Annotated in this window: 16 protein-coding genes; 3 read left to right on the forward strand and 13 right to left on the reverse strand. The window is 59.3% G+C overall.

What is annotated here, in order from left to right:
• Positions 1-11 precede the first annotated feature (11 nt).
• Positions 12-905 (reverse strand): glycine betaine ABC transporter substrate-binding protein, encoded by an 894-nt coding sequence (locus KSS96_RS04900; RefSeq protein ID WP_135196376.1) that lies wholly within the window; start codon positions 903-905, stop codon positions 12-14.
• Between the two features lie 20 nt (positions 906-925).
• Positions 926-1678 carry an ABC transporter permease gene (locus tag KSS96_RS04905; protein WP_263290767.1) on the reverse strand — a complete coding sequence of 251 codons (753 nt, stop codon included), beginning with the start codon at positions 1676-1678 and terminating at the stop codon, positions 926-928.
• Between the two features lie 294 nt (positions 1679-1972).
• Between KSS96_RS04905 and KSS96_RS04910 the strand changes: the two genes are divergently transcribed.
• Complete coding sequence (locus KSS96_RS04910; RefSeq protein ID WP_017530137.1) at positions 1973-3556, forward strand: peptide chain release factor 3; 1584 nt, start codon at positions 1973-1975, stop codon at positions 3554-3556.
• Positions 3557-3754: 198 nt separating this feature from the next.
• Here the strand turns inward: KSS96_RS04910 and KSS96_RS04915 are convergent, their stop codons facing one another.
• From KSS96_RS04915 to KSS96_RS04965, 11 genes are all read right to left on the reverse strand, one after another.
• Positions 3755-4726 carry a peptide ABC transporter ATP-binding protein gene (locus KSS96_RS04915; RefSeq protein WP_068938064.1) on the reverse strand — a complete coding sequence of 324 codons (972 nt, stop codon included), beginning with the start codon at positions 4724-4726 and terminating at the stop codon, positions 3755-3757.
• A complete protein-coding gene (locus KSS96_RS04920) occupies positions 4726-5694 on the reverse strand; it encodes an ABC transporter ATP-binding protein (RefSeq protein ID WP_017530135.1) in 969 nt (322 codons plus the stop codon). The genes KSS96_RS04915 and KSS96_RS04920 overlap by 1 nt, the downstream gene beginning before the upstream one ends.
• A 10-nt stretch (positions 5695-5704) precedes the next feature.
• On the reverse strand, positions 5705-6616 hold the full coding sequence (locus KSS96_RS04925) for an ABC transporter permease subunit (protein ID WP_017530134.1): 912 nt from the start codon (positions 6614-6616) through the stop codon (positions 5705-5707).
• A 10-nt stretch (positions 6617-6626) separates the two neighbouring features.
• Entirely contained in the window at positions 6627-7637 is a 1011-nt protein-coding gene (locus KSS96_RS04930; protein WP_026067443.1) for an ABC transporter permease subunit, read from the reverse strand.
• 76 nt (positions 7638-7713) lie between these two features.
• Positions 7714-9312: an ABC transporter substrate-binding protein gene (locus KSS96_RS04935; protein WP_017530132.1), complete on the reverse strand. Its 1599-nt coding sequence runs from the start codon at positions 9310-9312 to the stop codon at positions 7714-7716.
• 80 nt (positions 9313-9392) lie between these two features.
• Entirely contained in the window at positions 9393-10790 is a 1398-nt protein-coding gene (locus KSS96_RS04940) for an OprD family outer membrane porin (protein WP_017530131.1), read from the reverse strand.
• Positions 10791-10961: 171 nt separating this feature from the next.
• A complete protein-coding gene (locus KSS96_RS04945) occupies positions 10962-12506 on the reverse strand; it encodes an ABC transporter substrate-binding protein (RefSeq protein WP_370737714.1) in 1545 nt (514 codons plus the stop codon).
• Between the two features lie 364 nt (positions 12507-12870).
• Positions 12871-14499 (reverse strand): ABC transporter substrate-binding protein, encoded by a 1629-nt coding sequence (locus KSS96_RS04950; RefSeq protein ID WP_017530129.1) that lies wholly within the window; start codon positions 14497-14499, stop codon positions 12871-12873.
• 258 nt (positions 14500-14757) lie between these two features.
• The gene (locus KSS96_RS04955) at positions 14758-16359 is read right to left on the reverse strand and encodes an ABC transporter substrate-binding protein (protein WP_017530128.1); all 1602 of its coding nucleotides are present in this window, start codon (positions 16357-16359) and stop codon (positions 14758-14760) included.
• Positions 16360-16453: 94 nt separating this feature from the next.
• Positions 16454-19156, reverse strand: a complete 2703-nt coding sequence (locus KSS96_RS04960; RefSeq protein ID WP_225913310.1) for a hypothetical protein — start codon at positions 19154-19156, stop codon at positions 16454-16456.
• Positions 19157-19437: 281 nt separating this feature from the next.
• Complete coding sequence (locus KSS96_RS04965; RefSeq protein WP_065877300.1) at positions 19438-20148, reverse strand: SIMPL domain-containing protein; 711 nt, start codon at positions 20146-20148, stop codon at positions 19438-19440.
• 204 nt (positions 20149-20352) lie between these two features.
• On the opposite strand from KSS96_RS04965, the gene KSS96_RS04970 reads away from it, so the two are divergent.
• Positions 20353-21615, forward strand: coding sequence for an ATP-binding protein (locus KSS96_RS04970; protein ID WP_017530125.1), 1263 nt, complete (start codon positions 20353-20355; stop codon positions 21613-21615).
• A complete protein-coding gene (locus tag KSS96_RS04975; protein ID WP_003171731.1) occupies positions 21608-22168 on the forward strand; it encodes a response regulator transcription factor in 561 nt (186 codons plus the stop codon). Before KSS96_RS04970 ends, KSS96_RS04975 begins: the two co-directional genes overlap by 8 nt.
• Positions 22169-22227: the final 59 nt, after the last annotated feature.

The following is a 22227-nucleotide window of genomic DNA, read 5'->3' on the forward strand; positions in this document are numbered from 1 at the left end:
TCTTCTCCTCTTTAGTTGATGGGGCGTTGGCGCAGGAAGTCGGCGGCAACGGCGGACGGGCTTTCATGGCCGACGTCGACCCGAGCGTTCAGTTGGCGCATGGTTTCATCGTCGAACAGGTTGGCCAGTGGCTTGAGTTCGGCGGCCAGCTGCGGATGCTGGTCCAGGTATTCCTGGCGGATCACGGGGGCTGCGGTGTAGTCCGGGAAGTAGTGCTTGTCGTCTTCGAGCAGCTTCAATTTGAACGCATTCAAGCGACCGTCGGTGGTGTAGACCAAACCGGCGAACACCTGGCCGTTACGCAGCGCGGTATAGACCAGGCCAGCGTCCATCTGCCGGGTGTTCTTGCGCGTCAGGTTCATGTCGTACAGCTTGACCATGCCCGCCAGGCCGTCGGAGCGGTTGGCGAACTCAGTGTCCAGGGCGACCAGGCGGTGTTCCTTGGTGTCTTGCGTCATGGCCTTGGTGAGGTCGCTGATGCTGTTGATCTCGGGATGTTGCTCGGCGACTTTCTCCGGCAGCGCCAGGGCGTAGGTGTTGCTGAAACGCGACGGCGACAGCCAGACCAGGCCTTTTTTCGCGTCGAGTTCTTTCACACGGGCGTAAGACTGTTCGCTGTCGAGTTTTTCATCGATGTGGTTGTAGGCCACCAACGACACGCCGGTGTATTCCCAGATCAGATCCAGTTGCCCGCTTTCCTGGGCACTGCGCGCCAGGTTGCTGCCCAGGCCGCCGGTCACGCGAGCATCGTAGCCCTTGGTACGCAAGTACTGGGACGTGATTTCGGCGAGCAGGGTCTGTTCGGTGAACACCCGGGCGCCGATACGGATCACGGGTTTTTCGGCGGCTTGCGCAATGCCTGCAAGCAGCAGGGCGCAGCCTAATATCAAGCTTAGTTTTTTCATGTGATTTCCTTGGGCAAGCCTTAAGACGCGCGTACTCCGCGCTCCAGCCAGAGGCGGCTGGCCATGGTCACCAAACCGTCGAGCAGCAATGCCAGCAATGCGGTGCACGCGGCGCCGAGCAGCAGTTGCGGCTGATTGTTCAGGGCGATGCCGGGGAAGATCAGGCTGCCCAGGCTGTTGGCGCCAATCAGGAAGGCCAGCGGCGCGGTGCCGACGTTAATCGCCAGGGCCACGCGCACACCGCCGATGATGATCGGCACCGCGTTGGGCAACTCCACGCGAAACAGCACCTGGCGCGGCGTCATGCCGATGCCGGTGGCGGCTTCCTTGAGCGAACCTTGAACGTTTTTCAGGCCTTCGTAGGTGTTGCGCACGATGGGCAGCAGGGAGGCAAGGAACAGCGCGAAGATGGCCGGGCCACTGCCGATGCCAAGGACGCCGAGAGCGATGGCCAGTACGGCCAGGGGAGGGACGGTATTACCGATGTTGAAGATCTGCATGAAGCGTTCTGCGCGCCCGACCATGTTCGGTCGGCTGAGCAGGATACCGGCGGGGATGCCCACAACGAGGGCCGCCAGCATGGAGGCTAGAACGAGGATCAAATGTGCTTGCAGGTAAAACAACAAATCGTCGCGGTACAGTTCGATCGTGTTGATGCCGATCCAGTGGACCAGCAGGGCCAGGAGCGCGACGACAACCGCGCCTCCTATAAGCCCTTTGCCATAGCGAATAGCCACAGGCGGACTCCTTTTTTCTTTTGTCGGCGAACACATTCTCCGGCGGCAATGCCATTGCTGGCTGCCTTTGAGTGTGGTCGCGAAAAGCAGCTCGTCGATACCGGCAACGCGGTATGTATCGAGCCATGAGCGCAGCCTCGTAAGGCTAACTTGCTGATTTTTCAGCCCCTGTTCCGAGTGCGGTAGCAGGGGAGTGGACGTCTCCACCTTTTAAAAGGTTCCACACTTGGGCGCATTTAGCCACCCCTGATGGGCCCAACGGTGGTCCGTGCCCTCGCGTTTGCGCTATACTCGCCGCCCTTTTTTGACTCACCTGCCAGGCGATTTCCCATGACCCACCAGGCCGCCGAAGTCGCGAAACGCCGCACTTTCGCCATTATTTCCCACCCCGATGCCGGTAAAACCACCATCACCGAGAAGCTGTTGCTGATGGGCAAGGCAATCGCTGTGGCCGGCACGGTGAAGTCGCGCAAATCCGACCGCCATGCAACATCCGACTGGATGGAGATGGAGAAGCAGCGGGGTATTTCCATTACCACGTCGGTCATGCAGTTCCCGTATCGCGACCACATGGTCAACCTGCTCGACACCCCGGGCCACGAAGACTTCTCCGAAGACACCTACCGTACCCTCACGGCGGTGGACTCGGCCTTGATGGTCCTCGACGGCGGTAAGGGCGTCGAGCCACGCACCATCGCGCTGATGGACGTGTGCCGTCTGCGTGACACGCCGATCGTCAGCTTCATCAACAAACTCGACCGCGACATCCGCGACCCCATCGAGCTGTTGGATGAAATCGAAGCGGTCCTGAAAATCAAGGCCGCGCCGATCACCTGGCCGATCGGTTGCTACCGCGACTTCAAGGGTGTGTACCACCTGGCCGACGACTACATCATTGTCTACACCGCCGGCCACGGTCACGAACGCACCGAAACCAAGATCATCGAGAAGCTCGACTCGGACGAAGCCCGCGCCCACCTGGGTGACGAGTACGACCGCTTTGTCGACCAGCTGGAACTGGTGCAGGGCGCCTGCCATGAGTTCAACCAGCAGGAATTCCTCGACGGCCAGTTGACCCCGGTGTTCTTCGGGACGGCCCTGGGCAACTTCGGTGTCGACCATGTGCTCGACGCCGTCGTGGACTGGGCGCCGAAACCCCTGGCCCGTGTCGCCAATGAGCGCACGGTGGAACCGGTCGAAGAAAAATTCACCGGCTTCGTGTTCAAGATCCAGGCGAACATGGACCCCAAGCACCGCGACCGCATTGCCTTCATGCGCATCTGCTCCGGCAAATACGAAAAAGGCATGAAGATGCGCCACGTGCGCACCGGCAAGGACGTGCGCATCGGCGATGCCCTGACGTTTTTCTCCTCCGAGCGTGAGCAACTGGAAGAGGCGTTTGCCGGCGACATCATCGGCCTGCACAACCACGGCACCATCCAGATCGGCGACACCTTCACCGAAGGCGAAGCGCTGGGCTTCACCGGTATCCCGCACTTCGCCCCGGAACTGTTCCGCCGCGTACGCCTGCGTGATCCGCTCAAATCCAAGCAACTGCGCCAGGGCCTGCAGCAATTGGCGGAAGAGGGCGCCACCCAGGTGTTCTTCCCCGAGCGCAGCAACGACATCATCCTCGGCGCCGTCGGTGTGCTGCAGTTCGATGTGGTGGCCAGCCGCCTGAAAGAGGAATACAAGGTCGAGTGCTCCTACGAGCCGATCACCGTGTACTCCGCGCGCTGGATCGAGTGCGGCGATAAGAAGAAGCTGGAAGAGTTCTCCAACAAGGCCGTGGAAAACCTCGCGGTGGACGGCGGCGGCCACCTGACCTACCTGGCCCCGACACGGGTCAACCTGGCATTGATGGAAGAGCGTTGGCCGGACGTGAAATTCCGCGCGACCCGCGAGCACCACTGATTCCTGAGCGCGGCTGAACAAAAAAGTGGGAGGGGTGATCCTCTCCCACTTTTTTGATCTCCAGCAGCCATGGGAATCCGGTAGCTAAGTCGCCAAAAAGAAAGCCCCTCCCGCCAGGCTGATGCGCAACCTGATGGGAAGGGCTGTAAAACTCAAGAGAGGCTCTGGATTGAAAACCCAGAGCCTTTTTTGTGGCGGTCAGGCCACAAACTGCTCCGCGTAGTGGCAAGCCACCTGGCGGTTGTCCAAGGCGCGCAGTTGCGGCTCCTCGGTGCTGCAGCGTGCCGTCGCATACGGGCAGCGCTTGTGGAAAGCACAGCCGGACGGCGGGTTCAGTGGGTTGGGCAACTCGCCGACGATTTTGATCTTCGGCTTGTTCGGGTCCGGGTGGATGGTCGGTGTGGCCGACAGCAGCGCCTGGGTGTAGGGGTGCAGCGGGCGGGCGTAGATATCTTGCTTGGGGCCCACCTCAACCGGGCGACCGAGGTACATCACCATCACGTCATCGGCCACGTGTTGCACCACCGCCAGGTTGTGCGAGATGAACACGTAGGCGGTGTTGAACTCCTGTTGCAGGTCCATGAACAGGTTGAGCACCTGGGCCTGGATCGACACGTCCAGGGCCGAGGTCGGTTCATCCGCCACCAGCACTTTGGGTTGCAGCATCATTGCGCGGGCGAGGGCGATGCGTTGGCGCTGGCCACCCGAGAACATGTGCGGGTAGCGCTGATAATGCTCGGGGCGCAGGCCCACCTGCTTCATCATCGCCTGCACTTTCTCGCGGCGTTCGGCGGCGGACAGGTTGGTATTGATCAACAGCGGCTCGCCGAGTTGATCGCCGACCTTCTGGCGCGGGTTCAACGACGCGTAGGGGCTCTGGAACACCATCTGCACGTCTTTGCGCAATTGCTTGCGCTGGGCCTTGTCGGCGCCGGCGACTTCCTGGCCGGCGATTTTCAGCGAGCCTGAAGACGGCTCTTCGATCAGCGTCAGCGCACGGGCCAGGGTGGATTTGCCGCAGCCCGACTCGCCGACCACGGCAAGGGTCTTGCCGGCTTCGAGTTCAAATGACACACCATTAAGCGCGCGTACCAACGCATGGCCCTTGAACAGGCCACGGGACACTTCGTAGTGACGGGTAAGGTCGCGGGCGGTAAGAACGACGGCCATTACGCCACCTCCTGGTTCAAGGGGTAGAAGCAGCGCGCAAGGCTGTTGCTTTTCGGATCAAGGCCGGGGCGCTGGGTGCGGCAGTTTTCCTGCACATACGGGCAACGCGGCGACAACAGGCAGCCCTGCGGGCGGTCGTAACGGCCGGGCACGATGCCGGGCAACGTGGCCAGGCGTGTCGCGCCGAGGCTGTGCTCGGGGATCGCCTTGAGCAACGCTTCGCTGTACGGGTGCGCCGGAATGTCGAACAGTTGCGGTACCTGGCCGACTTCCACCGCTTGGCCGGCGTACATCACGCACACGCGCTGGGCGGTTTCCGCGACGACCGCAAGGTCGTGGGTGATCAGCACCAGGCCCATGTTCTGCTCTTTTTGCAGGGCCAGCAGCAGGTCCATGATCTGCGCTTGAATCGTCACGTCCAACGCTGTGGTCGGTTCGTCGGCGATCAATAGCTTCGGCTCGCCGGCAATCGCCATGGCAATGGCCACGCGTTGGCTCATACCACCGGACAGTTGGTGCGGGTAGGCGTCCATGCGGCTGGCGGCGCCCGGTATTTCGACTTTTTCCAGCAGTTCGATGGCGCGCTTGCGGGCTTGCTTGCCGGACATCTTCAGGTGCAGGCGCAACACTTCTTCAATCTGGAAACCCACGGTGTAGCTGGGGTTCAGCGCGGTCATCGGGTCCTGGAACACCATCGCCAGGTCTTTGCCGACGATCTGGCGGCGCTGGCGGTTGCTCAGCTTGAGCATGTCCTTGCCGTCGAAGGTCAGCGCATCGGCGGTGACGATGCCGGGGTGCTCGATCAGGCCCATCAGCGCCATCATGGTCACGGACTTACCCGAACCCGACTCGCCAACGATGGCCAGGACTTCGCCTTTGTCGACCGACAGGTCGAGGCCATCGACCACCGGCACGGCGGTTTTGTCGCCGAAGCGCACATTGAGATTCTTGATTTCTAACAGTGACATGGGAATCTCCTCAGGCGGCGTTCTTGAGTTTCGGGTCCAGCGCATCGCGCAGGCCGTCACCCATCAAGTTGATTGCCAGCACGCTGAGCAAAATAGTCAAACCAGGCAGGCTCACCACCCACCAGGCGCGTTCGATGTAGTCACGGGCCGAGGCCAGCATGGTGCCCCACTCAGGCGTTGGCGGTTGTACGCCCAGGCCAAGGAAGCCCAGCGCCGCGGCGTCGAGGATCGCCGAGGAGAAGCTCAAGGTGGCCTGTACGATCAGCGGCGCCATGCAGTTGGGCAACACGGTGATGAACATCAGGCGCGGCAGGCCGGCACCGGCGAGGCGCGCGGCGGTCACGTAGTCGCGGTTCAGTTCGCCCATCACGGCCGCGCGGGTCAGGCGCACATAGGACGGCAACGACACGATCGCGATGGCGATCACGGTGTTGATCAGGCCAGGGCCGAGGATCGCGACGATGGCCACGGCCAGCAGCAGCGACGGCAGGGCCAGCATGATGTCCATCAGACGCATGATGGTCGGGCCGAGCAGGCGCGGGAAGAACCCGGCGAACAGGCCTAACAGAATGCCCGGGATCAACGACATCACTACCGATGACAAACCGATCAGCAGCGACAGGCGCGAGCCCTGGATCAGGCGCGAGAGCAGGTCGCGGCCCAGTTCGTCGGTGCCGAGCAGGAACTGGATCTGCCCGCCTTCGAGCCACGACGGCGGGGTGAGCAGGAAGTCGCGGTACTGCTCGCTCGGGTTATGCGGTGCCACCCATGGCGCGAAGATCGCGCAGAACACGATTAGCAGCATGAACAGCAGGCCGGCAACCGCGCCTTTGTTCTTGGAGAAGGCTTGCCAGAATTCTTTGTACGGGGACGGGTACAGCAGGCTTTGATCGACTGCCGACGCTTGTGTAGGTGTGGTCATGGTCATGATCTCAGCGCTGATGACGGATGCGTGGGTTGGCGAAGCCGTAGAGGATATCCACCACGAAGTTCACCAGGATCACCAGGCAGGCGATCAGCAGAATGCCGTTTTGCACCACCGGGTAGTCCCGCGCGCCAATGGCTTCGATCAGCCATTTGCCGATGCCGGGCCACGAGAAGATCGTTTCGGTCAGTACCGCACCTGCCAGCAGGGTGCCGACTTGCAGGCCGACCACGGTGAGCACCGGGATCAGCGCGTTGCGCAGGCCGTGTACGAACACCACGCGTGCCGGCGAAAGGCCCTTGGCCTTGGCGGTGCGGATGTAGTCTTCGCGCAGCACTTCGAGCATCGACGAACGGGTCATCCGCGCGATCACCGCCAACGGGATGGTGCCGAGCACGATGGCCGGCAGGATCAAGTGATGCAGGGCGTCGAAGAACGCGTCCGGCTCGTCAGCCAGCAGCGTGTCGATGAGCATGAAGCCGGTGCGCGGCTCGATGTCGTAGAGCAGGTCGATCCGCCCGGAAACCGGGGTCCAGCCCAGGCTCACCGAGAAGAACATGATCAGGATCAGGCCCCACCAGAAGATCGGCATCGAATAGCCCGCCAGGGAGATGCCCATCACCCCATGGTCGAACAGCGATCCTCGTTTCAATGCCGCGATCACCCCGGCCAACAGGCCCAGGATGCCGGCGAACAACAGGGCGGCCATGGACAGTTCCAGGGTCGCGGGGAAGAGGGCGGTGAACTCGCTCCATACGCTGGTGCGCGTGCGCAGCGATTCGCCAAGGTCGCCTTGGGCGAGCTTGCCGACGTAATCCAGGTACTGCGCATACAACGGCTTGTTAAGGCCAAGGCGTTCCATTGCCTGTGCGTGCATCTCGGGGTCGACGCGCCGCTCGCCCATCATGACTTCGACGGGGTCGCCAGGGATCATGCGTATCAACGCAAACGTGAGCAACGTGATGCCGAAAAACGTGGGGATCAATAACCCCAATCGGCGCGCAATAAAACTAAACATCTTGGTGTGTACCTCAATCAGCCGGTTAGGCAGGTCCGGCACCGTCCCTGTGGGCGGTGCCGAGCGTTTTTCTTATTTACTTCACCTGGGTAGTGGCGAAGTTATTGGTGGTCAGAGGGCTTTGGGTATACCCCTCGACGTTTTTACGCATGGCGGTAAACATTTTCGGGTAGGCCATGGGGATCCAGGGTTGGTCCTTGGCGAAAACGTCCAGTGCTTGTTGATAGAGTGCGGCGCGTTCCTGGGGTTCAGCGTCGGCGCGGGCCTTGTCGATCAAGGCCTGAAACTCTTTGTTACACCAACGGGCGTAGTTTTCGCCGTTTTTGGCGGCGTCGCAACTCAGGTTCGGCGTGAGGAAGTTGTCCGGGTCGCCGTTATCACCGGCCCAACCGGCCGAGACCATGTCGTGCTCGCCGGCTTTGGCACGCTTGAGCATTTCGCCCCATTCCATGACCTTGATATTCACTTTCAGGCCGATCTGCGCCAGGTCCGCCTGCATGCGCTGGGCGCCGAGCAGCGGGTTGGGGTTGGTCGGCCCACCGCCGTTACGGGTGAACAGGGTGAACTCGGTGCCTTCCGGTACGCCGGCTTCCTTGAGCAGGGCACGGGCCTTAGCGAGGTCGCGCTCGGGGTTTTTCAGCTTGTCGCTGAAGCCCAGCAGGGTCGGTGGGTACGGGCCGGTGGCGTCGACGGCGTTGCCTTTGCCATACAGCGATTCGTTGTAGCCCTTTTTATCGAACGCGATGTTGATCGCGTGGCGCACCCGCGCGTCGCTCATGTACTTGTGGGTGGTGTTCAACGCGGTGTACGCGGTGGTCATTGCGGCCAGTTCATCGACTTTCAGGTTCGGGTCTTTCTTGATGCTCGGAATGTCATCCGGCTTGGGATACAGCGCGACCTGGCACTCGTTGGCCTTGAGCTTCTGCAGGCGCACGTTGTTGTCGGTGGTGATCGCCAGGATCAGCGGATCGGCCGGCGGCTTGCCACGGAAGTACTCCGGGTTGGCCTTGAAGCGCACCTGGGCGTCCTTGGCGTAGCGGATGAAGATAAACGGCCCGGTGCCGACCGGCTTGGCGTTCAGGTCATCGGTCTTGCCGGACTTGAGCAATTGGTCGGCGTATTCGGCGGAGTGGATCGAGGAGAACGCCATGGCCAAGTCGGCCAAAAACGGTGCTTCAGGACGGGTCAGGGTAAAGACGACGGTGTGATCGTCGGTCTTCTCCACGCTTTTGAGCAGTTCCTTGAAGCCCATGCTTTCAAAGTACGGGTAGCCCACGTTGGACTTGTTGTGCCACGGATGTTTCGGGTCCAGCTGGCGCTGGAAGCTCCAAAGCACGTCGTCGGCATTCAGGTTGCGCGTGGGTTTGAAGTAGTCGGTGGTGTGGAACTTGATGTCGTCACGCAGGTGGAAGGTGTAGGTCAGCCCATCGGCGCTGATCTCTGGCAGGTCTTTGGCCAGCGCGGGGACCACTTCGGTGGTGCCGGGCTTGAAGTCCACCAGGCGGTTGAACATGGTTTCGGCGGCGGCGTCAGCGGTCACGGCCGTGGTGTAAAGAACCGGGTCAAAACCTTCCGGGCTGGCTTCGGTGCAGACCACCAGTGGTTTGGCCGAAACGCCAATCGCCACGCTCAACAGCGCGGCAGCCATGGCGGCTTGTAGCGGGAGCATTTTCATTCGGAACCCTCTGCAATCGATGGGACCAGTAAAACGTAGACGGCGGGCTCGTCCTGAGCCCGCCGTTTACCTGGCGCTAATTAAAGAATTTTAAATGGGATGGTGGTGACCAGACGGAACTCTTTGATGTTGCCGTCAGCCTGTTGAGCGCTGCCACGGTGTTCGACGTAGGTGGCACGAATCGCGGTGGCCTTGAGTGGCCCGCTCTGCACGGCGTACGCCGCGCCTACACCGTATTCCTGGTGTTTCTCGCCATCCATCAAACGCAAGTCGCTGCGCGACTTGCCAGCTTCGCCGTAGGCGGTGCCGGTGTAGTGAGTACCGTCGATGCCCCAGCCGCGTGCCGAGTAGACGTTGAACTTCAGGCCAGGCACGCCGTATTCGGCCATGTTGATGGCGTAGGCCACCTGGAACGACTTCTCGTTCGGGCTGTTGAAGTCGGACGTCAGGGAGTTGGCCAGGTAGATGCCGTTGGTTTCGTGCAGGTAGTCGAAGTACTCGTCACCGTTCACTTCCTGGTATGCGAAGGTCAGGCTGTGAGCCTGGTGAGTCAGTCCCAGGGACAACGAGTAGGTATCGTTGTCGATGTCGCCCATCTTCTTGCTGCCGGTGTCGGTGGTCTTGTAGTAGTTCAGGCCGGTGGTCAGTGCCAGGGTCTGTGCATCACCCAGTTCGTGGGTGGCGCCGAAGTAGTACTGGTTCCAGAAGTCTTCGACGTTGGCCGCGAACACGCTGGTTTTCAGGCTCTTGAACGGCTGGTAGTTGAAGCCCAGGGTCTTGACCTTGTCGGTTGTCTGGCCATTGCCGTATTCGGAGCTGAATTTCGACAGGCTCTGTTCGGTACGCGGCGAAACGCGATCGAAAATGCCGCCCTGGAACGACAGGTTGCTGAACTCTTCGCTGTTGAAGCTCACACCCTGGAAGCTGGAAGGCAGCGCACGGTTGCCGATGGTGTCGACGATGCCGCTGCTGAAGTTCTGGCGACCGGCGGTCAGGGTGGTGTTGGACACGCGGAACTGCATGTTGGCCAGGCCCAGTTTGCTCCACTGATCGACTGCATCGCCGTCCGAGCCGGCCAGGGTGCGGTTGGAACCGCCCTTGATATCACGCTTGCTGCGATCCAGAACCAGCGCGTTGTACAGCGCCACTTCGGTCTTCACGCCCACGGTGCCTTGGGTGAAACCCGAGCTGGCGTTGAGGATCGTGCCTTGTACCCAGTTGGTACGGTTGCGGTCGGTTTCAGTCTTGCCGTGTTTTGTGTACGAGAAGGTGCCGCCACGGTATTTGCTTTCGTGGGAGTACCAGTTACGTGTGGTGCCGCCCAGGGTGAAGTCTTCGATAAAGCCCTTGGCCTCGCTTTGCGCGCTGGTGCCGGCCAGCGTGGTAGGCACGAAGTCCTGGCTGGCGGGTTCGGCATAGGCGGTGGCCGTGATGCTGCTGATGGCCAGGGCCAGAAGCGCTTTGCTGCTCAGTTTCATGGGTTGAAGCTCCTTTGGTTCTCTTTTTTATGCCGGTCTTTTTAGGTGGACCGGCTATTGGGTGTGTAACTCGTTCAAGCTATTGCAAACGTTTGCTGTAGGAAAAATCCCAATAAAAGGCTGCACGTTTGCCGCAGAGCCGTTTGGCTCTGCTGTCATCCGGTTATTTTCTTATGGGGTGATACTGACGCCCGAGAACACGTTGCGGCCGAAGGGGCTTACCTTGAAGCCTTCGACTTTGGCGCTTAACGGCTGGTTGACCGTCGAGTGGGCGACAGGCGTGATCGGCACTTGCTGCTTGAGCAATTGCTGCGCCTGTTTGTACAGAGCAGTCCGTTGTTCACGGTCGGTGACGACCTTGGCTTGCTTGATCAGCTTGTCGTACGCCGGGTCACACCACATGGAGTAGTTGTTCCCGCCGATGGCGTCGCAGCTGTAGAGGGTGCCCAGCCAGTTGTCCGGGTCACCGTTGTCGCCGGTCCAGCCGATCAGGCTGACATCGTGCTCACCATTTTTGGTGCGCTTGATGTATTCGCCCCACTCGTAGCTGACGATCTTCACTTTCAGGCCGATCTTGGCCCAATCGTTCTGCAGCATTTCGGCCATCAGCTTGGCGTTGGGGTTATACGGACGTTGTACCGGCATCGCCCACAGGGTGATCTCGGTGCCTTCCTTCACGCCGGCGGCCTTGAGCAGTTCCTTGGCTTTTTCCGGGTTGTAGGCGGCGTCCTTGATGGTGTCGTCGTAGGACCACTGGGTCGGCGGCATGGCGTTGACCGCCAACTGCCCCGCGCCCTGGTACACGGCGTTCAGGATGCTCTGCTTGTTCACCGCCATGTCCAGCGCCTGGCGCACTTCGAGCTGATCGAACGGCTTGTGGCGCACGTTGTAGGCGATGTAACCGAGGTTAAAGCCCGGCTTGGTCAGCAATTGCAGGTTGGGGTCGGCCTTGAGCGCATCGACGTCAGCCGGGCGCGGATGCAGGGTCACCTGGCATTCGCCGGCCTTGAGTTTCTGCACGCGCACCGAGGCGTCGGTGTTGATGGCGAAGATCAGTTGATCGAGTTGGACCCGGCTCGGGTCCCAGTACTGTTTGTTGCCCGCATAGCGGATCTGCGAGTCTTTCTGGTAGCGCTGGAACACGAACGGGCCGGTGCCGATCGGCTTTTGGTTGATGTCGCTGGGCTTGCCGCTCTTGAGTAACTGCTCGGCGTACTCGGCGGAAAGAATCGCCGCAAAGCTCATGGCGATGTTCTGCACGAACGCGGCGTCCACCGTGTTCAGCGTCATCACCACGGTATGCGCGTCGGTCTTCTCGACCTTGGCGATGTTCTTGTTCAGGCTCATCCCGTTGAAGTACGGAAACTCGGTGGGGTAGGCCTTACGAAACGGGTGGTCGGGGTCCAGCATGCGGTTGAAGGTGAACAGCACGTCGTCGGCATTGAAGTCCCGGGTCGGCTTGAACTCCTTGTTGCTGTGGAATTTCACCCCTTCACGCAGGTGGAAGGTGTAGGTCAGGCCGTCTTCGGAAATATCCCACTTGGTCGCCAGGCCAGGTATCACGTTGGTCGCGCCTTTTTCAAACTCGACCAGGCGGTTATACAGCGGCTCGGCCGCATCGTTGTCGGTGGCGGTGGTGTACTGCGCGGTATCAAAGCCTGCCGGGCTGCCTTCGGAGCAGAACACCAGGCTCTTCTTGTCGGCGGCTTGGCCCATGGTGGTCACCGCCAGCAGGCTGGTGGCAAAGATTGCGGAGAGAGCGGTGGTATGGCGCATGACGATCCCGATCCTTGTTTGTAATTGTCATCAGCGAGCAATCAGCCTGGCTTTCGGCCAGGAGGACATCACTGATCCCACGCACAGCAAGTGCCTTTCCCAAATTGAAGCCTCTGCTGTCCTACGACGTTATGGGCCGAGGACTTCGCAGTAAATGCGCCAAATAGGATTGACCCTGTAGGCAACGGAGTCGCGTACCGCAGTTCATTTCTGTAGGAAGCAGCGACTGCGAACGTGGTCTGTTTCATACGGGCCTGGCGGATGCAATAACGGCGACGTTAGGAAACGTCGCCGCCAGTGGTCCTTACTTGCCGCTTACGCTCACGCCGTAGAAGGAATTCAAGCCAAACGGGCTGATCTTGAAGTCCTGCACGGTCGTGCGCATGGGTTGATACACCGTCGAGTGCGCGATAGGTGTCATCGGGACTGCATCTTTGAGGATATGTTGCGCCTGCTTGTACAGCTCGGTGCGTTTGGCGACATCCGAGGTAGCCTTGGCTTCTTTCACGATGCCATCGAATTTTTTGTCGCACCATTTGGAGAAGTTGTTGCCGTTCAGCGAATCGCAGCCGAACAGCACGTTCAGCCAGTTGTCCGGGTCACCATTGTCGCCGCTCCAGCCAATGATCATGGCCTGGTTCTCGCCGCCTTTGGAACGCTTGATGTACTCGCCCCACTCATAGCTGGTGATCTTGACCTTCAGGCCGATCTTGGACCAGTCGTTCTGCAGCATCTCAGCCATCAGCTTGGCGTTCGGGTTGTACGGACGCTGAACCGGCATGGCCCAGAGCACGATCTCGGTGCCCTCCTTGATGCCGGCTTCCTTGAGCAGCGCCTTGGCTTTCTCCGGGTCGTACTTGGCATCCTTGATGGTGGTGTCGTAGGACCACTGGGTCGGTGGCATGGCGTTGACCGCCAGCTGGCCCGCACCTTGGTAAACGGAGTCGATGATCTGTTGCTTGTTCACCGCCATGTCCAACGCTTGGCGAACGCGCAGGTCAGCCAGTGGGTTGGGCTTGTCGTCGCCTTTGACCTTGTCCATCACGTTGTAAGCCACATAACCGAGGTTGAAACCGGCCTGGTGCGGCAGTTTCAGGTCCTTGTCTTCGCCCAGCGCCTTCAGGTCGGCCGGGCGTGGGAACAGGGTGATCTGACATTCGTTTTTCTTGAGCTTCTGGATACGCACCGACGGGTCGGTGGTGATGGCGAAGATCAGGTTGTCGATCTTCACATCGGCAGGGTTCCAGTAGTCCTTGTTGCCGGTGTAGCGAATGTTCGAGTCTTTCTGGTAGCTCTTGAATACGAACGGGCCAGTGCCGATCGGCTTCTGGTTGATGTCCTGTGGCGTGCCGTTCTTCAACAGTTGGGCGGCATATTCAGCCGACTGGATCGACGCGAAGCTCATTGCCAGGTTCTGGATGAAGGCTGCGTCCACGGTGCCAAGGGTGAACTTGACGGTGTGCTCGTCGATTTTCTCGATGTTCTTGATGTTGGTGTCCATCCCCATGTCCGTGAAGTACGGGAACTCGGTGGGGTAGGCCTTACGGAACGGATCGTCTTTATTGATCATCCGGTTGAAGGTGAACAGTACGTCGTCAGCCGAGAATTCACGAGTAGGCTTGAAGTACGGGGTGGTATGGAACTTGACGCCTTCGCGCAGGTGGAAGGTGTACGTCAGGCCATCCGGGGACACGTCCCAGCTGGTGGCCAGGCCCGGAATAACGGCGGTGCCGCCACGTTCGAACTGGCTCAGACGGTTGAACATGGTTTCGGCCGAGGCATCGAAGTCTGTTCCGGTGGTGTACTGGCCTGGATCGAAACCGGCCGGGCTCCCTTCGGAGCAGAACACCAGGTTAGTTGCCGCTTGGGCAAAAGGGGCTGCGGCCATAAGGCCCGCGCTCACTAATAACGGAAGGACTGCGTGTTTAAGCATGTTGGCCTCATGATTTGTTGTCATTTTTGGTGGTGAGGGCGACCTCGTGAGTCGGCCTGCGGATACTTATGCAGGCGCCATACCCATTGCAAGATGCTGAACCGGTGCAAGGCGCAAAGAGTGGGACGAACGTACAGGAATGTCGCAATTATGAAAGTTTCGACATAATTACGTACATTTTGAGGGTTTTTTAGGTGCAAACAGCGCACTAAAACAGCCCAACCGAGGCGTCTGGCGCACTCGGTTGGTGCGTGTTTGTTACTTATCTAGACTCACGCCATAGAACGGCGTCAGCCCAAAGGGGCTGATCTTGAAATCTTTCACTTCTTTGCGCAGGGGCTGGAAAACCGTCGAGTTCGCAATAGGCGTTATAGGTACCTGTTCCTTAAGGATTTTTTGCGCCTGTTGATACCACTTTATGCGTTGCTCGCGGTCACTGCTCAGCTTGGCTTGCTGAACCAGCTTGTCGTACGCCGGGTTACACCATTTGGCGTAATTGCTGCCCTTGACCGCGGCACAACTGTAGAGCACGCCGAGCCAGTTATCCGGGTCACCGTTATCGCCGGTCCAGCCGTAAATCATCGTGTCGTGCTCGCCATTTTTGGCGCGCTTGATGTATTCGCCCCACTCATAACTGACGATATTGGCCTTGATGCCGATCTTTTCCCAATCCTGCTGGATCATCTGGGCCGACATGCGCGCATTCGGGTTGGACGCGCGTTGTACGGTCATTGCCCATAGGTTGATGGTGGTCCCCGGTGCAACCCCTGCTTCTTTTAGTAGCGCCCGGGCCTTGGCCGGATCGTATGGGGCGTCCTTGATGGTCGGGTCATAAGACCACTGCGCCGGTGGCAGGGCGTTCTGCGCCAATTGTCCGGCGCTTTGGTACACGGCCTTGATGATTGCCGGCTTGTCGATGGCCATGTCCAGTGCCTGGCGCACCTTGAGTTGGTCCAGCGGCGGGCGATTGACGTTGTAGGCCAAAAAGCCCAGGTTGAACCCGGCCTGCTGCAACACGCGCAGGTTCGGGTCCTGTTTCATCACCTCGATGTCGGCGGGGCGTGGGTAGCCGCTGACTTGGCATTCGCCGGCCTTGAGTTTCTGCAGGCGCGACGCCGCATCCGGGGTGATGGCGAACACCAGGTTGTCGAGTTTCACATCCTCGGGCTTCCAGTACTGTTTATTGGCCGAGTAACGAATCTGCGAATCCTTCTGGTAACGCTTGAACACAAATGGCCCGGTACCCACCGGCTTCTGATTGATGTCCGAGGCCGTGCCCTGTTTGAGTAATTGCGCAGCGTATTCGGCCGATTGCACCGAGGCGAAGCTCATGGCCAGGTTTTGCACGAAGGCGGCGTCGACGTTATTCAGGTTGAAACGCACGGTGTGGTCGTCGAGTTTTTCGACATTCTTGATCGTAGTGTTCAAGCCCATGTCGGTGAAATACGGCGATTCGGACGGGTAGGCCTTGCGGAACGGGCTGTCGGCATCCAGCAGGCGGTTGAAAGTGAACAGCACATCGTCCGCATTGAAATCGCGGGTAGGGGTGAAGAAGTCAGTGGTATGAAACTTGACGCCATCACGTAGGTGGAAGGTGTATGCCAGGCCGTCCTGGGACACCTCCCAGCGTGTCGCCAGGCCGGGTTCGACTTCGGTGCCGCCGCGCTTGAACTGGGTCAGGCGGTTGAACACGGTTTCGGCCGACGCATCAAAATCGGTGCCGCTGGTGTACTGGCTCGGGTCGAAACCGGCGGGGCTGGCTTCAGAGCAATAGACCAGGGTGCTGGCGGCGTGGGCCATCGGCATGAACGCCAGCAGCCCGGCGGCGAGGAGGAGCGGTTTCAACGCGATTCTGTCCATGGAGACTCCTGATAGGGCAGGTATATAAAGGCTGCTCAAACGAAAACGGCGGTCACCGAGGTTACCGCCGTTATGTTGTATCAGGAAGGCGTGGTTACTGTTTTAGATCGACGATGCTCGACGCCGTCAGGGTGAACGGTGCCTTTTTATTAATGGCGTAAGGGTTTGCGTCTTCGTTCAGTTCATTGGTTTCTGCGATATCGAAGGTTCGACGCGCGGTGACCTCCATATCGGGTATGGGCGCCGCATCGTTATCGAGGTCGAGTAAGTTGATGTCAGCCTCCAGTTTGACCTGGGCCGTAGGTGTTTGTGGGTCATAAGTAATGATGTAGTGAGTGTCCTTGCCCCGAAATCCCACATGTTCCTGTAATTGGTTGATTTTCAACTCGACCGCTGTGGGCGCTACACTGCCCTGATGCGCGACTTCGGAGATGCGCGAGCGCAAGAGGGGGTCGGGAATGGCACTTTCAAATTGCTTGAGTCGCAGGGCCAGTGTTTCACCATCGGCTTTTCCCGAGGCGTCCAGTTTTACCGTGGTGTAACCGTCGGGTTGCTTTATTTGGACGGTATAACGGTCACGGTTCAAATCCTTGAGAAAGTTCTGTGAGTAGGGCGTTTCACTGTGCTCGTTGCGCTGCGCTTTTTCGCTGGAAGAAACCTCGAAGTTGTCCTCTGCAACGCTCCAGGAAACATTGAGTTTGCGTTTAAGAACGTCCCCTTCGTTGAAGTTGCTGATCGATTGCTCATAAGCGGTATTGCTGTTGTAGTTAAAGACTTTGTCAAAACGATCGGCACCGCTGGTCTTGGGATCGCCCAGTACATCGAATCCGTCGGAAAGCCGTGGCTGAATCTTCACGTTCTCTGTGGGGGGGCTCGAAGGTGCGCGACTCCAAGGCCATATGCCGCCGCCCTCTATTCCTCGTCGTTGCCAGACCCCGGCTTCGTCAGGCTTGGCGACAATTGCGCTGTGCGCCAGTTTCGACGGGTCAGCCGGGTCCCTGACGCGCAATAAGTAATGCTCGCCGTCGCTGGCATCAGGCTTATCAGCGACGAAATATTTTTTATCCTTGAACTCGATTTCCCGCATACCCGGGAAGGATTGCGCGGGCTCGTTGGTGGGTTCTACATCAGGCGCTGCCTTGGGTGTGGTTGAGGCCAGATCGCGGTTGTTCAACGTTTCGGGGACGCGCACCAGTTCAAAATCGCTCGTCTGCGGATTTAGCCGCCATCTGAAGTCGCTGTTGTCGGGGGCCACCGGGACACTGCCCAGGCCACGCTCTGCCCCTGCGGTTGCGACCTCGTGCACCAGCTGCAGGCTGCAGATGACGGCTGCGGCATTGCCGCCAACGCGATCCTCGGCCGTCATGCCATAGATGCCATCGTGCACGCCGAAGACGATGTTGCCGGCGTTGCCAACCACGGGCAGGTAGCCGAAGGTATTGCCCCAAAATTCCTTTGCGGCCTTCCAGCTTTGTTGTGAAGAACCAAAGACCTCGGTCTGGTCGTTCCATACCGCGTTTTTGGCGTTCTGAGCCTGGTATTGGGAGGCAACTTTATCCACGTTGGCGTATTTCAACCGATAGTCGGCGTGTCGCCCGCGGGTGTAATTAAAGGTTTCCCGGATCGGTATGGCCTGGTCCTTGAGGAAGTTTTGATACCCAGGATAAGTGGCGTGATTGTCGGCGATTAAATTATCAAGAACCTCGCCAGCCTTTGGCCAATGGGCGTCATGGCCTCCTTGCCGGTCACTGGCATTGAAGCTGAGTTGCAGGTGGTTGCGATTGTTTTTAGCCCAATCGACAAAACCCTTATCGCCATGTATTTCATAGGCGGCGCCATGTCGTAAGTCGATCATCAGGCCTTGATTAGGCCTATTCCTGTAATTGCCGTCATAGGGCGTATAAGGAACAAATGCATAATCCGCCAGTGGGTAGCCATAAATATTGGGAATGATAACTTGGCCGTTCTGCTCCAGTGTTCGCTTGACTGCCGCTTGGGCTTGCGCACTGAGCTTTTCAAAGCTGTCCTTGTTGTTAGCGAGGCTTTGTAAACTGCCCTTTAATACATAGGCATCCGATTTTCCTGAGCGTCGCGCAATGACGCCCGAGGCGTTCCGCATTGGTGTCGCTATCTCTTTTTCCCAATGATCTTGAAGTTTCTTACCGATGGTTTCCAGATCGTTGACCTTGCCCCGGTCTATTTCGTCGATTTCCATAAAATGAAAATTGAGCGGGCCGCCGCGTTCTACTTTGTCGTGAGCAAACGCACCCGCTGCGATTTCCCAAGCAAAATAAGTACGCTTTTCGGTGTCGGTAAGATGTTCTGGTTTGCCCAAGCCCGTATAGGAAGTAAATGTCAATGTGATCTTTTCGTGCGGGTCGACCCCCGCAGCCAATAACCCCCCGCTGAAGTACCCTGCGGGTTCCATGAACTGGCGTGCGCGTTGGAACTTAACGTTTCTTTCGCCTTCGCTGCCGCTTTCTATATTCCGGATCTGCGTTTTTACGCGATCGGCATAAGCACCGATACGCTGCTCCCGCTGATGAATGGACACGCTCGCATCCAGCGCCATCGCGGTGTTCGAACCGTAAATCGTGGCGTTGTAGGGGGCCGATTCAGCTGTGTGCCGAGGCGTTGGAGGCGGCTTTTGCCCAAGCCCGATCGTTTTGTCCTCTGCACGATTTACCTGGCCCGGCAGCTGGTTATCGGCAGAGACTGATTCATCAATCGATCGAGGAGGGCGGCTATGCGCGGGTGAATGGGCGCCGACCACATAAGGACTCGGATTTATATTCATCCTCGGTTCCTTATTGTCGGAGCGTTTGAAACACGATGGTTTTTTGAGTCGGCGGGTCGCAAGCGGTGTGTGGGGCGGATAGTCATGTGGGTGCTCCTCGGCGGTGATCTGAATACATACCCGCTGCACGCTCCTTGTCAGGCGGGACTGTATGTAGGTGTTGAAAACCGCCGCCACGATTCCCGCATAAACGTCGCAATTAATGACCAAACGTTGCGATTGCACAGCCGAAAAAAAACGGCGCAGACCTGAGGTCGCGCCGTTTTTTATCCGTGAAAAAACTACTGAATAACTTCGATCACACCATCGGCAGACATCGTGACCTGGCTGGTACCGGCCTCGACCTCAGGGATCGCCGAGTCCTCCATGGCCGCCGCTTTCATCATCATCGCGCCACGGGCGTAAGGTTGTGGGTAGCCATTGGTATTGAAGTTCAAGTTGACGATCTTGTAGCCCTTGCCGCCCAGCGCGTCGGTGGCCAGTTGCGCACGGGCTTTGAATGCAGTGACTGCGTCCTTGAGCAGGGCATCTTCGCTGGCTTTGCGCGTGGCGTCGGCGATGGCGAAATCCATGTTTTGCATTTTCAGGGTGTTAAGCAGTTCGCCGGTGAGTTTGGACAACGCCGGGAAATCCGCGCTTTCGAGGCGCAGTTCGGCGCGCTCACGCCAGCCGGTGATCTTTTGGTTCTTGTTGTCGTAGATCGGGTAGCTGTTACGGCTGCCCTGGCGCAGGGTCACGGCCTTGACTTCGCGGGCCTGGCCCAGGGCCTTGTTGAGAGTGGTGGTGATTTCGGCGGCGAGCTTGGCCGGGTCGGCGTTCTGGGACTCGGTGTAGAGGGTGACGATCATCTTGTCGCGGGCCACTTCCTGGCTGGCTTCGGCGCGCAGGGAGATCTGGTTGTAATGAAGGTCATCGCCAGCCTGTGCCGGAACGCTGGCCAGGGTGCCGACGCTGAGGGTGATGATGGCTGCATTGCGAGTGAAACGTGACATGGAAGCTCCTTGGGCGGTTCGTATCGGTATGACTGTAGACGGTAACGTCGGGTTCTTCGGGTTTACACATCAGCTACAAATTGTCTGGGCGGCGACGAGCGGTCATTTGGGTGGCCTGCGGCAAAGAGCCACACACGCCGTGCCGGCAGGCCTGCTTCGTTTATACTCCTGCCGATCTGCTAGCAGCGCCCACCGGGAGAGCTCATGCTCGCCGCCGTAAAACTGACTTCCGCCACCCGCCAGAACCTCTGGCGCCTGACGTTCATTCGTACCCTGGTACTGGCCGCACAGGCCGGTTCGGTTGGGCTTGCCTATTGGTTCGACCTGCTGCCGCTGCCCTGGCTGCCACTGGGCGTGACCCTCGGGTTCTCCACCGTGCTTTGCGTGTTTACCGCGATCCGGTTGCGCACCACCTGGCCGGTGACCGAGTTGGAATATGCCCTGCAATTGGCTTGCGACTTATTTATCCACAGTGTGTTGCTGTATTTCTCCGGTGGTTCCACCAACCCGTTCGTTTCGTATTACCTGGTGCCGCTGACCATCGCTGCGGTGACGTTGCCGTGGCGCTATTCGGTGGTGCTGTCGGGCATCGCGCTGACCTTGTATACCTTGTTGTTGGCCCAGTTCTATCCGTTGCAGACGTTTCCCATCGCCCGAGAAAACCTGCAGATCTATGGGATGTGGTTGAGTTTTGCGTTGTCCGCCGCCGTGATCACTTTTTTTGCGGCGCGCATGGCCGAAGAGCTGCGCCGCCAGGAAGAACTGCGCGCTATCCGCCGTGAAGAGGGGCTGCGTGACCAGCAACTGCTGGCCGTCGCCACCCAGGCCGCGGGTGCCGCTCACGAGTTGGGCACGCCGCTGGCCACCATGAGCGTTTTGCTCAACGAAATGACGCAGGATCACCACGACCCCGTCCTGCAAGAAGATCTCGGCGTATTGCGCGAGCAGGTCAAGCAATGCAAGCAAACCTTGCAGCAACTGGTGCGTGCCGCCGAAGCCAATCGCCGCCTGGCGGTGGAGATGCAGGACGTCACCCACTGGCTCGATGAGGCCCTGAACCGCTGGCACCTGATGCGTCCCGAGGCCAGCTACCGCTTCCATCTGCTGGGGCAGGGTACCGTGCCGCGCATGGCACCGCCGCCGGACCTGACCCAGGCGCTGCTCAACCTGCTCAACAATGCCGCCGACGCTTGCCCCGAAGGCCTGGGCGTGCAGTTGGACTGGGATATGGAAAACGTGACCATCAGCATTCGCGACCACGGTGCCGGCGTGCCGCTGGCCATTGCCGAGCAGATCGGCAAACCGTTCTTTACCACCAAAGGCAAAGGCTTCGGCCTCGGCCTGTTTTTGAGCAAGGCCAGCGTGACCCGCGCGGGCGGCTCAGTGAAGCTCTATAGTCATGAGGAAGGTGGCACGCTCACCGAGCTGCGCCTGCCCCGTGTCGCACGAGGAGATATCGATGAGTGACGAGATCCAAGTCGAAGGCGAAGAACTGCCGCACCTGTTGCTGGTAGATGACGACGCCACTTTTACCCGCGTGATGGCGCGCGCCATGAGCCGTCGCGGTTTCCGTGTAAGCACCGCCGGTTCCGCCGAAGAAGGCCTGACCATCGCCCAGGCCGACCTGCCGGACTACGCCGCGCTCGACCTGAAAATGGACGGCGATTCCGGCCTGGTGCTGCTGCCCAAGTTGTTGGAACTGGACCCGGAAATGCGCGTGGTGATCCTCACCGGTTACTCCAGCATTGCCACCGCCGTCGAGGCTATCAAGCGCGGCGCCTGCAACTACCTGTGCAAACCGGCGGATGCCGATGATGTACTGGCCGCCTTGCTTTCCGAGCACGCCGATCTCGACACCCTGGTGCCGGAAAACCCAATGTCGGTAGACCGCTTGCAGTGGGAACACATCCAGCGCGTGCTGACCGAACACGAAGGCAATATCTCCGCCACCGCGCGTGCCCTGGGCATGCACCGCCGCACCCTGCAACGCAAGTTGCAAAAACGTCCGGTACGACGCTGAACCTAGGCTGAACGACCCGCTTCAGGCCGCACGGAGCCCTGAACCGATCAATTATGATC

Origin of the sequence: Pseudomonas asgharzadehiana, from assembly GCF_019139815.1 — a bacterium.
Taxonomy (GTDB): Bacteria; Pseudomonadota; Gammaproteobacteria; order Pseudomonadales; family Pseudomonadaceae; genus Aquipseudomonas; species Aquipseudomonas asgharzadehiana.

What these genes read in the sequence shown, in the direction of transcription:
- KSS96_RS04900 (WP_135196376.1), bottom strand. Translation starts at nt 905, where the DNA reads ATGAAAAAACTAAGCTTGATATTAGGCTGCGCCCTGCTGCTTGCAGGC.
- KSS96_RS04905 (WP_263290767.1), bottom strand. Translation starts at nt 1,678, where the DNA reads ATGTGTTCGCCGACAAAAGAAAAAAGGAGTCCGCCTGTGGCTATTCGC.
- KSS96_RS04910 (WP_017530137.1), top strand. Translation starts at nt 1,973, where the DNA reads ATGACCCACCAGGCCGCCGAAGTCGCGAAACGCCGCACTTTCGCCATT.
- KSS96_RS04915 (WP_068938064.1), bottom strand. Translation starts at nt 4,726, where the DNA reads ATGGCCGTCGTTCTTACCGCCCGCGACCTTACCCGTCACTACGAAGTG.
- KSS96_RS04920 (WP_017530135.1), bottom strand. Translation starts at nt 5,694, where the DNA reads ATGTCACTGTTAGAAATCAAGAATCTCAATGTGCGCTTCGGCGACAAA.
- KSS96_RS04925 (WP_017530134.1), bottom strand. Translation starts at nt 6,616, where the DNA reads ATGACCACACCTACACAAGCGTCGGCAGTCGATCAAAGCCTGCTGTAC.
- KSS96_RS04930 (WP_026067443.1), bottom strand. Translation starts at nt 7,637, where the DNA reads ATGTTTAGTTTTATTGCGCGCCGATTGGGGTTATTGATCCCCACGTTT.
- KSS96_RS04935 (WP_017530132.1), bottom strand. Translation starts at nt 9,312, where the DNA reads ATGAAAATGCTCCCGCTACAAGCCGCCATGGCTGCCGCGCTGTTGAGC.
- KSS96_RS04940 (WP_017530131.1), bottom strand. Translation starts at nt 10,790, where the DNA reads ATGAAACTGAGCAGCAAAGCGCTTCTGGCCCTGGCCATCAGCAGCATC.
- KSS96_RS04945 (WP_370737714.1), bottom strand. Translation starts at nt 12,506, where the DNA reads ATGGGCCAAGCCGCCGACAAGAAGAGCCTGGTGTTCTGCTCCGAAGGC.
- KSS96_RS04950 (WP_017530129.1), bottom strand. Translation starts at nt 14,499, where the DNA reads ATGCTTAAACACGCAGTCCTTCCGTTATTAGTGAGCGCGGGCCTTATG.
- KSS96_RS04955 (WP_017530128.1), bottom strand. Translation starts at nt 16,359, where the DNA reads ATGGACAGAATCGCGTTGAAACCGCTCCTCCTCGCCGCCGGGCTGCTG.
- KSS96_RS04960 (WP_225913310.1), bottom strand. Translation starts at nt 19,156, where the DNA reads ATGAATATAAATCCGAGTCCTTATGTGGTCGGCGCCCATTCACCCGCG.
- KSS96_RS04965 (WP_065877300.1), bottom strand. Translation starts at nt 20,148, where the DNA reads ATGTCACGTTTCACTCGCAATGCAGCCATCATCACCCTCAGCGTCGGC.
- KSS96_RS04970 (WP_017530125.1), top strand. Translation starts at nt 20,353, where the DNA reads ATGCTCGCCGCCGTAAAACTGACTTCCGCCACCCGCCAGAACCTCTGG.
- KSS96_RS04975 (WP_003171731.1), top strand. Translation starts at nt 21,608, where the DNA reads ATGAGTGACGAGATCCAAGTCGAAGGCGAAGAACTGCCGCACCTGTTG.